At 62.3% G+C, this 14922-nt stretch carries 8 protein-coding genes; all 8 read right to left on the bottom strand.

Annotated elements, in window-relative coordinates; genetic code table 11:
• Positions 1–58: 58 nt before the first annotated feature.
• Positions 59–796, bottom strand: coding sequence for a DUF5672 family protein (locus AC1PPK_RS13135; protein WP_481113503.1), 738 nt, complete (start codon positions 794–796; stop codon positions 59–61).
• Positions 797–823: 27 nt separating this feature from the next.
• A complete protein-coding gene (locus AC1PPK_RS13130; RefSeq protein ID WP_481113502.1) occupies positions 824–1921 on the bottom strand; it encodes a hypothetical protein in 1098 nt (365 codons plus the stop codon).
• A gap of 12 nt (positions 1922–1933) precedes the next feature.
• Positions 1934–3031: a DegT/DnrJ/EryC1/StrS family aminotransferase gene (locus AC1PPK_RS13125; RefSeq protein WP_481113501.1), complete on the bottom strand. Its 1098-nt coding sequence runs from the start codon at positions 3029–3031 to the stop codon at positions 1934–1936.
• On the bottom strand, positions 3028–3444 hold the full coding sequence (locus tag AC1PPK_RS13120; protein WP_481113500.1) for a sugar 3,4-ketoisomerase: 417 nt from the start codon (positions 3442–3444) through the stop codon (positions 3028–3030). The genes AC1PPK_RS13125 and AC1PPK_RS13120 overlap by 4 nt, the downstream gene beginning before the upstream one ends.
• 30 nt (positions 3445–3474) lie before the next feature.
• A complete protein-coding gene (locus AC1PPK_RS13115; RefSeq protein ID WP_481113499.1) occupies positions 3475–4062 on the bottom strand; it encodes a GNAT family N-acetyltransferase in 588 nt (195 codons plus the stop codon).
• 51 nt (positions 4063–4113) lie between these two features.
• Positions 4114–4614, bottom strand: coding sequence for a methyltransferase domain-containing protein (locus AC1PPK_RS13110; protein WP_481113498.1), 501 nt, complete (start codon positions 4612–4614; stop codon positions 4114–4116).
• A 42-nt stretch (positions 4615–4656) separates the two neighbouring features.
• Positions 4657–7620 (bottom strand): O-linked N-acetylglucosamine transferase family protein, encoded by a 2964-nt coding sequence (locus tag AC1PPK_RS13105; RefSeq protein ID WP_481113497.1) that lies wholly within the window; start codon positions 7618–7620, stop codon positions 4657–4659.
• 131 nt (positions 7621–7751) lie between these two features.
• A complete protein-coding gene (locus AC1PPK_RS13100) occupies positions 7752–14783 on the bottom strand; it encodes a beta strand repeat-containing protein (RefSeq protein WP_481113496.1) in 7032 nt (2343 codons plus the stop codon).
• Positions 14784–14922 lie beyond the last annotated feature (139 nt).

Here is a 14922-nt window from a genome sequence, read left to right as displayed (position 1 = left end):
ACGGGCTTAAACATTACAACGACTCCAGACAGGCGGTGACGGTTGCCACCATCCACACCTAACGCGGCGCATCCGGGAGGAAGCGATGCCAGAATACCGGCTCGTACTTCCACCATGCATGCCCACCCATTGGCACCCTGCCGCCATTCACGGCGAAATAGAAAGAAGGACTCAGTTCGAGCGAGAAATGCGAAGCCATGATCTCGTTGGGCAGTATGAAGTCCGTAGACAAACCACCCATGATGGAGAAAAACAGATCCTCGCTCGAGCCCGTGCGATCAAAGACCCCGACCACATCCTGAAACTCTTCCAGCAAGGCCAGGCAAGGCCTGACCCGCCGCAATGATAACCCCCCATTCCCCACATGGGCCCGGGTGCGCTTGCCCCTATCCCCCTCGAAGACACCTGCATTCACCCAGAGCTCGACACCTTCCGGCCAGGGGGCACCAACGTAATCGAACGGTCGGGCTGCCCACAAATCCAGTTCATCCCGCAGCAGGATCGCATCTGTCTGCAGAATCAGCATGAACTCGTAATTGAGAAAGCGCCGATAGAAATCGGGACTGAGCAACAGGCGGTTATACCCGGGAATCGACGCAAAGGACTCCTCGGGAAATGGCATATACTGCATTCCAGCATAGCGCACCTGATATGCAGAAATGTCCAGCCCCTCCGGCCCGATGAAAAGCACGGGATGGCGCCCTCCCAGCGTCGCCAGAGACACGTCCAGCGAGTAGCGCTCGAAGCGATCGAGTTGAGCCTTGTATATCGGAACTAGAATGACCGTCTTTTGCATTGCCATCTGAAGAGCGACCGGGAACCGTCAAACCTTAAGGCCGAGGTAGCCCGCTTCGAAGTTGCGATCGCCACTCGCAATTGCGGCAATAAAACGCTCCAGCGTTGCGAGGATCTGCTCACACCGACTGTCCACATGGTGCCGATCCAGCGCTGACGCAATCCGTTGAATGAGGCCGCTTTCTCCCGCCGCATCGAATTTGGCGACAGCCTGCGCATTCACTTCACGTGGGCTGATCAGATCCGATACCTCGTAATAGAGCGGAACATCCCCGAGCAGCGCAACCTCGGGAAGTGCGCGGTAGAAAGAAGGTACGATAGGAATGCCGCCCGCCATCAGCGCATTGTAGACACGGATCGGAACGCCTCCGAGCACGGGCGCGATCCAGTGCGTCTTGTGTGCGGACCATTCCCGCAGGTTATCCAGATCGGAACGCCCTTTGTAATCGTTGGTGACAAAACCGACACTCGGAAACGTATTGCCTACGGTGACAACCGCCCGATTCCGCCGTTCATAGCTTCCATAAAAGGCGTGAGGCCCGAAAGGCTCGTCACTGCGCGGGGCGAGCAAGGTGTCGAAATTGTCGACGACAAACCGCCGGGACCATTGATGAACCCCCACGAAAACGGGCCCAATCGTGCATGGATTGAAATGCGACAACTGGAACACATTCTCGGAAGAAGCCGGTATGTAAAAGTCGCAACTCATGGCCAGCATCGCACTCATCTGGATCCAGTGCTGGGAATCCCAATCCCAGATTACCGCCAATACGTCCGGATTGCGGTTATAGAAGTCCATGTAGCGGGAAAGGTCGGTCCCGACATCATTGTTCGTCAGGAACAGCATGCTGCCGGCCGGGAACTTCAAGTCCGGGCTGGTGAGAAAGTCTGCAGGCAGTGGAACGTACTCGCGCCCCTCCACCAACGGCTGACATCTCTTCAGGTGCTCGCCCAGATAGATGCGCTTCAAGTTACCGAACAAGCCGCTGGCAATCTTCTTTTCGACCTGGCCACGCTTGAGCAGCGCGAAAGAGTCGAAATAGGAATCCTGCAGGATTTCATGAATACCCTTGTTCAGCGCCGCCAGTTCAGTGATCAGCTCGTGGGGATTCTTGGACGTATTCATCGGATCAACGCATCAGTTATGGACAGAGGACACCGCCGCAACGACCCGACTCACCTGCTCATCGCTGAGGTTCGGCCCCATGGGCAGGCTCAATACCTGTCGATGCAGCATCTCGGTCACGGGAAAACTGCCAACGGCATGTCCCAGGTCCGCATAGGCCGGTTGCAAATGGGGCGGGACCGGATAATGGATGCCTGTCTGTACACCAGCCTCGACCAGCCTGGACTGAAGGAGATCCCGGCACTCGCTACGCACCACGAAGAGATGCCAGCTGGACACATTGCCGGGCAAGACTGTGGGCAGCACGACGTCTGCGTCGCCAAGCCCGGCCAAATATCGTTCAGCCACATGCGCACGCGACGCATTCCACTCGTCCAGGCGCGCCAGCTTCACGCGCAGGAAGGCGGCCTGCAACTCATCCAGACGGGAATTGAAGCCCTGGACCTCGTTGTGGTATTTGCGCTGCGCCCCGTAATTCCGCAGCATACGCAAACGCTCCGCCAATGCGGGATCAGACGTCGTAATGGCACCGCCGTCCCCCAGCGCCCCGAGATTCTTACCAGGATAAAAGCTGAAGCCCGCAGCGTGCCCCAAGGCCCCTGCCCTGCGCCCATGATGGACGGCACCATGCGCCTGCGCGGCATCCTCGATGACTTTCAGCGCGTGCCGCTCCGCAATGGCCATCAGCCGATCCATCTCGGCAGTTTGCCCATATAAATGAACGGGCATGATGGCGCGTGTGCGGGGGGTTATTGCGGCCTCCACGGCAGTGGGGTCGATATTGCCGGTCGTCGCCACAACATCCACCGGCACCAGACGCGCGCCGGAATAGGAAACCGCCAGCCAGGTTGCAATGAAGGTGTTGGCCGGCACGATGACCTCGTCACCGGGCCCGATATCGTAAGCCCGCAGGATCAGATGCAGCGCATCCAGGCCATTAGCCACCCCAACACAATACCTGGCCTGACAATAGGCGGCGAACTCGGATTCGAAAGCCTCCACTTCCGGGCCGAGAATGAACTGACCGGAACTCAGCACCCGGGCCAGCCCGGCCTGGAATTCGGCTGACAGGGATTTGTTGAGCCCCTGTAGATCCAGAAACGGGATCATGAGCGCAGCACCTTCGCCGCCGCCATGAATTCATCGTAATCCCGGATGTAATCAGCCTCGCTGTACCTCGACGAGGCAAGCACCATGCAAACGGCGCCGGATGAAAAATTATCCAGATACCGCCACATCATCGGACAGACATAAAGGCCAAAATACGAACGGTTCAAGTGAAAGCGCCGCTGATCCACACCGTCATCGAGCACCACGTCGAAGCTGCCCGACATGGCCACGATGAACTGATGAAGATTCCGGTGCGCATGTGCTCCCCGATCGGCACCACCCGGAACGTCGTACAGATAGTAAACCCGCTGAATACTGAAGGGAACGTGGATATCTCCCTCAATGAAAGTGAGGTTACCCCGCGGGTCGTGGATCTTGGGCAACTCCAGGATCCGGCAGTCATTCAAAGGCATATGAACTCCATCTTCGGCGAGAGGAATCTCTCAATTTGAAACGGTATTCAGCCACTCCACGCTCACCGACTCAGGCAGATACTTGCGATACTTCGCCAGCGAAGCCCGAATGGCGTCCAGGCCCAACTCGTAAAAGTAGTCCAATTCGTTCTCGGCAACCCGAACCGCGCCAAAGCGTTCATGGAACGTCCAGACCTTCTCGTTTCCCTTGCGGACATCGAAGTGGGAACGATGGAAGCCGAGATGATCGACGGCATATGAGTACACCATCAAGGCCGACTCCATGGCTGCCCACGAAGGCCGGTCACGCTTGAGAATCCAGCTTCCCCAGCAAAAGCTGTCGCCTTTGGGATCGTACAGCCTTACGGTCCCCAAGGGCTCGCCGGCCAGGCTCTCGATGATGAAATACGCCTGATCGGACGCCTCCGCATACTTCGCCAGCCAGTCCTGCTGAGCGCGCAGATCCGGGGACGTATAGCTCAAGTACCGGGATCTGTCCTCATCAGTACGCAGAGAAAGAATGAACTCCGCATCTCCAACGGCAGCATTCCGAAAGGCAAGGCTCTTGCCTCTGACCTTCAGGGCCTTGCGAATTACGAATGAGTCATCGTTCACCATGATCGCCCTCCCGGAAATTGAGCACGCCCGCTCCGCCCATGCGCAGGAAATTCAGGCCACAGGCGGAAGAGGCACTTTCTGCATGACTGTCAGCAAATGCGGACCTCTCCACTCCTGGATGCGGATGTTGAACGCCCCCTTGAAGCCGTAAGTCGCAGCCCAACGGTTCACGTCGTCGAAATAGAGGGGGAAAGTCTCGTCCGTGATGATGTTCACGTGCGTCGGATCCCTGAAGGCAACACCATTCGGGTAGGCAGGAGTTAGCGAAAGGAACAACCCACCGACCTTCAGAACACGGTAGACCTCATTCATCAGCTCGATGAAGGAGTTTCTGCGCGCTGGCGCATAGATCAAGCGCGGCACATGCTCGATGAAGTCATGAGCAGTCACATACTCGAAGAACTCGTCCTCGAACGGGATTGGCTCGACGACGAGGTCTGCACAACGGATGTTGGATTCGAGGTCCTCAAGCACGTCGATCCCATACAGCTCCTCGGCATTGAATGGATTCTTCGGCTGAGGACCACATCCCAGATCAAGCGACCGTGTCATGCGTGCCCCTCCGAGCATGAAAAAAAGACTGTGTACTCATGATCATTTTCTCGAAATATAGGGATTGCCGGGAAAGGACGTGATCGACCAGCCTTCCGGGAATTGCGCCAGATCGATATCCGGCCGCTCTTTATAGATGATCGCGAGCAGATAATTATATTTCTGCTGCTGCCGGGAGCAAAGGAGTTCGGCCTCCTCGACCTGCCGTCGGTACTCGACGAACCTGGGATTGTCTTCCTGGGCCGGGATTTCACTGGCGCCGTCATACCACATGTCGTACAGGCCACGCGTTGCGACGGCCGGCAAATCCAGCCCCAAGGCGACCTTGTGCAGTTCCCGGCGGGACAGGGTATACACATAATTGCCCGAAGCCTCGTAGCCGGCCGGCAGGTCGCCCAGATGAATCGGACTGTCGATTACAGGGTCCTGAGGCTCGATCAGTACCACCCCTTTACGCGCCACCCGCAGCATTTCATAGAGAGCCAGCATTGGGCGCGGGAAATGATGGTACGCCTCCTTGCAGAGCACGTAATCGACTGAATTGTCTTCAAGCGTCAAGGCCTCGGCGTTTTCGACCCGGTAGTCAGAAATGAGCCCCCGCTGCTTGGCCTGCTTCAGCAAATGATCGCCGATACTCGTCGGGAGCACAGACTCGAATCCTTCTCGAGTCATGTGGTACGCATCGGCTCCGAAAGGATCGCCAACCGTCATCCAACGATCCTTCTTGGTATGGGAAAGACACTTGAATACGGGCTCGAGAAAGCGCTTCATTCTCCACCACCCGACGATATCCGTGCGCTGGAAGAGCTCAAACTCCTTCTCGTTCTGCGTGTTCACGCGATCGAAGTCCACGTGCGCCGTGTAGAGGCGCTCGACGGCGCTCGGAGCTGCTTCCTTGCCCGGCAGGATCCCTTCCTTGCGCAATAGCTGCGCAATTCGGCCCGCGGGGCCATCATCCGCAACATTACCGCCACCAAGCACTCGAGCGATTTCCGCCAGCGTGCGCTCCCTGCAGGTCAGTCGGGCCTCCAGCGGGGCGACATGCTGCCCGGCAAAGTCCTGCAGCAGACGACTGACGGAATGCTCGACGGACGAGGCGGCGGCATCCACATCACGCACAGCTTCGTCCTGCCCGCCGACGACGCTGGTACGTGCCACCGAAAACAGGACGGACTCGAGATTGCGGCAGAAGCGTGGGGTATCGAAAAGCGGGTGCGTGGTCTTGTTGGCGAGCAGGCGCGCCTTCAATTCAGAGAGCGACGCACGATTCGAAACCAGCTTAAGCGCCAGCGCCTCGTAGTTTTCCCAGGAGTCCGTTGCCAGCTCGGACAAACCGATGGCATGCAACAGGCTGCCTGCGACTCGGGACGGAAAGCCGTCCCCCATGTAGGTGATGACGGGCAGGCCGGCATACAAAGCATCTGCGGCCGTCGTATGCGCGTTGTAAGGCCAGGTGTCGAGGAACAGGTCTGCAAGCCGATAGCGCGCAAGATGGTCTTCGATGCGCGGCACACGCTCGGCGAACACCAGACGCTCCGGCTCAATCCCGAACTCCTGGGCAGAACGGCGGAAATTGGCCCGAGTCAATTCGTTGCGCGCGACAAGCCACAAGACACTTCCCGGCGTCTTCTGCAGCAAGGACATCCAGACCTTCCACAAGGGCGGCGAGATCTTGTAATCATGACTGAAAGAGCAATAGACAACGCCCTCGGGCGGCAGGCCGCAGGATTCACGACTGGGCGTCGCCTCGGCGACTTTCAGGTTGCGGTCGGTCGGCAGATAAGAGTCGGGGAGATAAAGTACCTTTTCGCTGAAGAACTGTTGATTTTCCTGAGGGATCACATGACGATCCGCCAGGATGTAGTCCATGTAGTCGACGGCCAGGGTCCCCGGATAGCCGAGGAAATTGATATGAACCGGCGCCGGTCTCCACGAGAAAATATCGATGCGCGAATCCGACGTATAGCCCGCCAGGTCGATGGCGATATCGACCTCCATCTCGCGCATTTTCTCTGCGATCTTTCGAGAGGACATCCCCCGCGCATCGATGAAATGATCGAACGCATTCAACATTCGAGCACGCAGGCTACTCCCGTCATCCACCCCCAAAGAAATGGCGATGGTCTCGACCCGCGTCTTGTCATGGCATTCGAAAATCCCACACATCAAATGCCCGACGGGATGCTCACGGAGATCGGGAGACACATAGGCAATGCGCAATTTCCTATGCTTGTAGTCCTCTCCGCTCCATAGCGGCTGTTGTGCTGGCGGGCAGAAGTGACTGGCAAAGATTTTCGTACATTCGAATTGATCCTTGGCCGAATCGGAGAGAGCCATGAAGGCCAGGGATTTGCAGACCCGCTTTCCCTCCCGGATTCCCGCAAGAATGCGCTGGCGCAGGCTCTCGAAATCAGTCCAGTCACCGATATGAAGCCGTTCGTAGGCAAGCAGCCCGAAAGCGTAATCGTAGTCCGGATGATGTGCCACCAGACGCTCAAGTTGGGAAATGGCTCGAGCGCTCTCCCGGAATTCGGTCAATAAAATGGCGCTATTGCCCAGGGCGCTCGGGTTGTCAGGCTCAATTTCCAGTGCCTGGTTGAAGCGGCTCAAGGCATCACGGTGCTTGTACATATCACGCAGCAGCACGCCGCTATTGATCAACGCCCCGATATATTCAGGCCGTACCTCGATTGCCTTGTCATAGGCTGCCAGCGCCTGTTCCCGCTCCCCGGACGATTGCAGGGCATTTGCATAACCGAACCAGCCGTCAGCAAATCCGGGAGAAGTGCTGGTGCAACGGCCGAACAGCTCGAGCGCTCCCTTCAACTCCCCCCTGCCGTACAGAATCACCCCCAGCGAATAGAGGGAAACGGGTTCATCCGGCTTGACTCGCAAGACCTCTCTGAAAGCAGCCTCAGCCTTGTCGAGCACGCCCTGCCTTTGAAGCTCAAGCGCAGTGGAAATCAAGCTTAGCAGTTCGTCGTGAATACCGGACTCTGACACCATGGGGCTCACCATCAAATTAGACTTGATCTGTAATGGTATCCACGCCGAGAGATCGGCGAAATATTTTCCAAACAGAAAAAAGGGGCGACACGGCCTTCCGACCTTGTCGCCCCGGATTGGCTTGAGTTAAATCACTTGCCGTTCGTCAGAATTCCATTCGAATTCTGGGCGATACCAACCAGCTCGGAAGTGCCAAGCTTTGTCGCCACGCCCTGGACTCCCGGCTGACCGGCCAACGGCCGCCCATTTGCATCGAACTGGTTCAAGACGGTCACGACACCACTCACAGAACTTGCTGTCGTGCCAGACGCGAAGCCCAAACCACCGGACTCGGCATTTTGCCCACCAGCCTGCGCGGCATTGAAGGACGCGATCGCACCAACCAGACCACCCACCTTCGACTGTAGATCGTTGCCCGTTGAAGGTTCTGCGGTCGTTCCAGAACTGGAAGTTGCCCCGTTCTTGTCGGCGACAAACCAGACGTCAGCCATCTCACGAGTGACGCCAGCAGACGTTTCATAGCTGGAGATCAAGCCAACGATGTTCCCGTTGTTCTTGTCGGAGGAGGCCGTCGCATCCAGATTCAACTTGACGATACCGAGCGAATCCAGACTGTGCAGTTCATCCACCTGACTGATGCCGTCCGAATTCCCATCGACCCATACCTTCAAATCCGAGAAGCCGGTATCGGCACTGGAAATCGATCCGTCGCCATTCGTATCCAGAGCCGCAAGTGCTTCATAGCCATTTGCCGCAGTACTGCCGTCAGCCAGTCTCGTCGCACTACCGAAAAGCTCACTGCCATCATTGACAACACTGTCATGATTGCGATCGAGAACGAGCAAACCGTCTCCGCCTGCAACCCAACCGGTCTGAACCTTCTGGCCGGTCGCGAAGAGATCGAAAGAAACACCGGACGATATGCTCTGCGTCGTGACGCCATCACCATTCAAGTCAAGGACCAAGGGCGTTCCCAGCTTCAAATGGGAGATCTGGGTCGTGGTCAAGGCAGCAACCTGCGTACTTGTCAGCGCCTCAACCTGCGTGGTCGTCAGTGCAGCGACCTGGGTCGTCGTCAGACCACCCTGCACCTGCGCCGTCGTCAGGGCAACAATCTGGCTGGTCTTCAGCGCAACCAGATCCGTCGTTTCCAGAACAACAAGCTGAGCAGTGGTGAATGCCGCCACACTTGCAGTCGTCAGGGCCTGTACCTGCGAAGTCGTCAGTGCCACCACTTGGGCCGTCGTCAGGCCGCTCTGCACTTGCGCGGTTGTCAGGGCCGCCACCTGACTGGTCCTGAGGGCCGCGACGTCCGTGGTCTCCATCGCCGCAACCTGTGTGGTCGTCAGTGCGACTACGCCGGCCGTCGTCAGCGCCTGAACCTGCGAAGTCGTCAAAGCCACCACTTCAGCCGTCGTCAGACCGCTCTGCACTTGCGCCGTCGTCAGGGCCGCCACCTGGCTGGTCTTGAGGGCCGCCACGTCCGTGGTCTCCATCGCCGCAACCTGCGTGGTCGTCAGTGCCGCCACGCCGGCCGTCGTCAGCGCCTGCACTTGCGAAGTCGTCAGTGCCACCACTTGGGCCGTCGTCAGGCCGCTCTGCACTTGCGTGGTTGTTAGGGCTGCCACCTGGGCCGAGGTCAGCACCGCCACTTGGGCGGTCGTCAGACCGCTCTGCACTTGCGCGGTCGTCAGGGCCGCCACCTGGCTGGTCTTGAGGACCGCGACGTCCGTGGTTTCCATCGCTGCGACCTGTGTGGTCGTCAGCGCGACTACGCCGGCTGTCGTCAGCGCCTGCACCTGTGCCGTCGTCAGCGCCACCACTTGGGCCGTCGTCAGGCCGCTCTGCACCTGGGCCGTCGTCAGGGCTGCCACCTGGCTGGTCTTGAGGGCCGCAACGTCCGTGGTCTCCATCGCCGCGACCTGCGTGGTCGTCAGTGCCGCCACGCCGGCCGTCGTCAGCGCCTGCACCTGCGAAGTCGTCAGTGCCACCACTTGGGCCGTCGTCAGGCCGCTCTGCACTTGGGCCGTCGTCAGGGCTGCCACCTGGGCCGAGGTCAGCACTGCCACCTGGGCCGTCGTCAGGCCGCTCTGCACTTGCGCGGTCGTCAGGGCTGCCACCTGGCTGGTCTTGAGGGCCGCGACGTCCGTGGTCTCCATCGCCGCAACCTGCGTGGTCGTCAGCGCTGCCACGCCGGCCGTCGTCAGCGCCTGCACCTGCGAAGTCGTCAGTGCCACCACTTGGGCCGTCGTCAGGCCGCTCTGCACTTGCGCGGTCGTCAGGGCTGCCACCTGGGCCGAGGTCAGCACCGCCACCTGGGCCGTCGTCAGGCCGCTCTGCACTTGCGCGGTTGTCAGGGCCGCCACCTGGCTGGTCCTGAGGGCCGCCACGTCCGTGGTTTCCATCGCCGCAACCTGTGTGGTCGTCAGTGCGACTACGCCGGCCGTCGTCAGCGCCTGAACCTGCGAAGTCGTCAAGGCCACCACTTCAGCCGTCGTCAGACCGCTCTGCACTTGCGCCGTCGTCAGGGCCGCCACCTGGCTGGTCTTGAGGGCCGCGACGTCCGTGGTTTCCATCGCCGCAATCTGCGTGGTCGTCAGTGCCGCCACGCCCGCCGTCGTCAGTGCCTGCACCTGCGAAGTCGTCAGCGCCACCACTTGGGCCGTCGTCAGGCCGCTCTGCACTTGCGCGGTCGTCAGGGCTGCCACCTGGGCCGAGGTCAGCACCGCCACCTGGGCGGTCGTCAGGCCGCTCTGCACCTGGGCCGTCGTCAGCGCCGCCACCTGGCTGGTCCTGAGGGCCGCGACGTCCGTGGTCTCCATCGCTGCGACCTGCGTGGTCGTCAGTGCGACTACGCCGGCCGTCGTCAGCGCCTGAACCTGCGCCGTCGTCAGCGCCACCACTTGGGCCGTCGTCAGGCCGCTCTGCACTTGCGCCGTCGTCAGGGCCGCCACCTGGCTGGTCTTGAGGGCCGCGACGTCCGTGGTTTCCATCGCCGCAACCTGCGTGGTCGTCAGTGCCGCCACGCCCGCCGTCGTCAGTGCCTGCACTTGCGAAGTCGTCAGTGCCACCACTTGGGCCGTCGTCAGGCCGCTCTGCACTTGAGCCGTCGTCAGGGCTGCCACCTGGGCCGAGGTCAGGGCCGCCACCTGGGCCGTCGTCAGACCACTCTGCACTTGGGCCGTCGTCAGGGCTGCCACCTGGCTGGTCTTGAGGGCCGCGACGTCCGTGGTCTCCATCGCTGCGACCTGTGTGGTCGTCAGCGCGACTACGCCGGCTGTCGTCAGCGCCTGCACCTGTGCCGTCGTCAGCGCCACCACTTGGGCGGTCGTCAGGCCGCTCTGCACCTGGGCCGTCGTCAGCGCCGCCACCTGGCTGGTCTTGAGGGCCGCGACGTCCGTGGTTTCCATCGCCGCAACCTGCGTGGTCGTCAGTGCCGCCACGCCGGCCGTCGTCAGCGCCTGCACCTGCGAAGTCGTCAGTGCCACCACTTGGGCCGTCGTCAGGCCGCTCTGCACTTGGGCCGTCGTCAGGGCTGCCACCTGGGCCGAGGTCAGCACCGCCACCTGGGCGGTCGTCAGACCACTCTGCACTTGCGCGGTCGTCAGGGCCGCCACCTGGCTGGTCTTGAGGGCCGCGACGTCCGTGGTTTCCATCGCCGCAACCTGCGTGGTCGTCAGTGCCGCCACGCCGGCCGTCGTCAGTGCCTGCACTTGCGAAGTCGTCAAGGCCACCACTTGGGCCGTCGTCAGGCCGCTCTGCACTTGCGCGGTCGTCAGGGCTGCCACCTGGGCCGAGGTCAGCACCGCCACCTGGGCGGTCGTCAGGCCGCTCTGCACCTGGGCCGTCGTCAGCGCCGCCACCTGGCTGGTCCTGAGGGCCGCCACGTCCGTGGTTTCCATCGCTGCGACCTGCGTCGTCGTCAGTGCGACTACGCCGGCCGTCGTCAGCGCCTGCACCTGCGCCGTCGTCAGCGCCACCACTTGGGCCGTCGTCAGGCCGCTCTGCACCTGGGCCGTCGTCAGGGCTGCCACCTGGCTGGTCTTGAGGGCCGCAACGTCCGTGGTCTCCATCGCCGCGACCTGCGTGGTCGTCAGTGCCGCCACGCCGGCCGTCGTCAGCGCCTGCACCTGCGAAGTCGTCAGTGCCACCACTTGGGCCGTCGTCAGGCCGCTCTGCACTTGGGCCGTCGTCAGGGCTGCCACCTGGGCCGAGGTCAGCACTGCCACCTGGGCCGTCGTCAGGCCGCTCTGCACTTGCGCGGTCGTCAGGGCTGCCACCTGGCTGGTCTTGAGGGCCGCGACGTCCGTGGTCTCCATCGCCGCAACCTGCGTGGTCGTCAGCGCTGCCACGCCGGCCGTCGTCAGCGCCTGCACCTGCGAAGTCGTCAGTGCCACCACTTGGGCCGTCGTCAGGCCGCTCTGCACTTGCGCGGTCGTCAGGGCTGCCACCTGGGCCGAGGTCAGCACCGCCACCTGGGCCGTCGTCAGGCCGCTCTGCACTTGCGCGGTTGTCAGGGCCGCCACCTGGCTGGTCCTGAGGGCCGCCACGTCCGTGGTTTCCATCGCCGCAACCTGTGTGGTCGTCAGTGCGACTACGCCGGCCGTCGTCAGCGCCTGAACCTGCGAAGTCGTCAAGGCCACCACTTCAGCCGTCGTCAGACCGCTCTGCACTTGCGCCGTCGTCAGGGCCGCCACCTGGCTGGTCTTGAGGGCCGCGACGTCCGTGGTTTCCATCGCCGCAATCTGCGTGGTCGTCAGTGCCGCCACGCCCGCCGTCGTCAGTGCCTGCACCTGCGAAGTCGTCAGCGCCACCACTTGGGCCGTCGTCAGGCCGCTCTGCACTTGCGCGGTCGTCAGGGCTGCCACCTGGGCCGAGGTCAGCACCGCCACCTGGGCGGTCGTCAGGCCGCTCTGCACCTGGGCCGTCGTCAGCGCCGCCACCTGGCTGGTCCTGAGGGCCGCGACGTCCGTGGTCTCCATCGCTGCGACCTGCGTGGTCGTCAGTGCGACTACGCCGGCCGTCGTCAGCGCCTGAACCTGCGCCGTCGTCAGCGCCACCACTTGGGCCGTCGTCAGGCCGCTCTGCACTTGCGCCGTCGTCAGGGCCGCCACCTGGCTGGTCTTGAGGGCCGCGACGTCCGTGGTTTCCATCGCCGCAACCTGCGTGGTCGTCAGTGCCGCCACGCCCGCCGTCGTCAGTGCCTGCACTTGCGAAGTCGTCAGTGCCACCACTTGGGCCGTCGTCAGGCCGCTCTGCACTTGAGCCGTCGTCAGGGCTGCCACCTGGGCCGAGGTCAGGGCCGCCACCTGGGCCGTCGTCAGACCACTCTGCACTTGGGCCGTCGTCAGGGCTGCCACCTGGCTGGTCTTGAGGGCCGCGACGTCCGTGGTCTCCATCGCTGCGACCTGTGTGGTCGTCAGCGCGACTACGCCGGCTGTCGTCAGCGCCTGCACCTGTGCCGTCGTCAGCGCCACCACTTGGGCGGTCGTCAGGCCGCTCTGCACCTGGGCCGTCGTCAGCGCCGCCACCTGGCTGGTCTTGAGGGCCGCGACGTCCGTGGTTTCCATCGCCGCAACCTGCGTGGTCGTCAGTGCCGCCACGCCGGCCGTCGTCAGCGCCTGCACCTGCGAAGTCGTCAGTGCCACCACTTGGGCCGTCGTCAGGCCGCTCTGCACTTGGGCCGTCGTCAGGGCTGCCACCTGGGCCGAGGTCAGCACCGCCACCTGGGCGGTCGTCAGACCACTCTGCACTTGCGCGGTCGTCAGGGCCGCCACCTGGCTGGTCTTGAGGGCCGCGACGTCCGTGGTTTCCATCGCCGCAACCTGCGTGGTCGTCAGTGCCGCCACGCCGGCCGTCGTCAGTGCCTGCACTTGCGAAGTCGTCAAGGCCACCACTTGGGCCGTCGTCAGGCCGCTCTGCACTTGCGCGGTCGTCAGGGCTGCCACCTGGGCCGAGGTCAGCACCGCCACCTGGGCGGTCGTCAGGCCGCTCTGCACCTGGGCCGTCGTCAGCGCCGCCACCTGGCTGGTCCTGAGGGCCGCCACGTCCGTGGTTTCCATCGCTGCGACCTGCGTCGTCGTCAGTGCGACTACGCCGGCCGTCGTCAGCGCCTGCACCTGCGCCGTCGTCAGCGCCACCACTTGGGCCGTCGTCAGGCCGCTCTGCACCTGGGCCGTCGTCAGGGCCGCCACCTGGCTGGTCTTGAGGGCCGCGACGTCCGTGGTTTCCATCGCCGCAATCTGCGTGGTCGTCAGTGCCGCCACGCCCGCCGTCGTCAGTGCCTGCACCTGCGAAGTCGTCAGCGCCACCACTTGGGCCGTCGTCAGGCCGCTCTGCACTTGCGCGGTCGTCAGGGCTGCCACCTGGGCCGAGGTCAGCACCGCCACCTGGGCCGTCGTCAGACCGCTCTGCACCTGGGCCGTCGTCAGCGCCGCCACCTGGCTGGTCCTGAGGGCCGCCACGTCCGTGGTCTCCATCGCTGCGACCTGTGTGGTCGTCAGCGCGACTACGCCGGCTGTCGTCAGCGCCTGCACCTGTGCCGTCGTCAGCGCCACCACTTGGGCCGTCGTCAGGCCGCTCTGCACCTGGGCCGTCGTCAGCGCCGCCACCTGGCTGGTCTTGAGGGCCGCGACGTCCGTGGTCTCCATCGCCGCGACCTGCGTGGTCGTCAGCGCCGCCACGCCGGCCGTCGTCAGCGCCTGCACCTGCGAAGTCGTCAGCGCCACTACTTGGGCCGTCGTCAGGCCGCTCTGCACTTGCGCGGTCGTCAGGGCTGCCACTTGGGCCGAGGTCAACACCGCCACTTGGGCCGTCGTCAGACCGCTCTGCACTTGCGCCGTCGTCAGGGCCGCAACCTGGCTGGTCTTGAGGGCCGCCACGTCCGTGGTTTCCATCGCTGCGACCTGCGTGGTCGTCAGCGCCGCCACACCTGCCGTCGTCAACGCCTGCACCTGGGTGGTCGTCAGGGCGACTACCTGGTCCGTCGTCATCCCCTGCGAGATCTGAGTCGTGGACAGGACTGCGAGGTCCCGCGTTTCAAACGCAGGAATCTGAACTGTCGTAAACGCAGCGACCTGAGTGGTCGTCAAAGCCTGTATGTCGGCCGTCGTCAACGCCACAATTTGAATGGTCGTCAGCGCACCAATCTGCGCAGTCGTCATGCCCGTTACGGTTGAAACCACGATCGTTCCCCTTAGGGTTATTTGTCATGCGCACATCGGCTTGCGAATGGCTGAGGGTAGCAACACTGCCACCCTCACCTTTTGAAGCACCGGTGCTTCTTCCCTGTGTATAACGACC

Source organism: Zoogloea sp. JDB1, from assembly GCF_056724025.1.
Note: the sequence above shows the minus strand (reverse complement) of the source record. Positions and strands in the feature narration are given on the sequence as shown.

Bases quoted from the DNA above. Each gene is read 5' to 3' on its own strand.
- AC1PPK_RS13120 (WP_481113500.1), bottom strand. From the start codon at position 3,444: ATGCCTTTGAATGACTGCCGGATCCTGGAGTTGCCCAAGATCCACGAC.
- AC1PPK_RS13105 (WP_481113497.1), bottom strand. From the start codon at position 7,620: ATGGTGTCAGAGTCCGGTATTCACGACGAACTGCTAAGCTTGATTTCC.
- AC1PPK_RS13115 (WP_481113499.1), bottom strand. From the start codon at position 4,062: ATGGTGAACGATGACTCATTCGTAATTCGCAAGGCCCTGAAGGTCAGA.
- AC1PPK_RS13125 (WP_481113501.1), bottom strand. From the start codon at position 3,031: ATGATCCCGTTTCTGGATCTACAGGGGCTCAACAAATCCCTGTCAGCC.
- AC1PPK_RS13135 (WP_481113503.1), bottom strand. From the start codon at position 796: ATGCAAAAGACGGTCATTCTAGTTCCGATATACAAGGCTCAACTCGAT.
- AC1PPK_RS13100 (WP_481113496.1), bottom strand. From the start codon at position 14,783: ATGACGACTGCGCAGATTGGTGCGCTGACGACCATTCAAATTGTGGCG.
- AC1PPK_RS13110 (WP_481113498.1), bottom strand. From the start codon at position 4,614: ATGACACGGTCGCTTGATCTGGGATGTGGTCCTCAGCCGAAGAATCCA.
- AC1PPK_RS13130 (WP_481113502.1), bottom strand. From the start codon at position 1,921: ATGAATACGTCCAAGAATCCCCACGAGCTGATCACTGAACTGGCGGCG.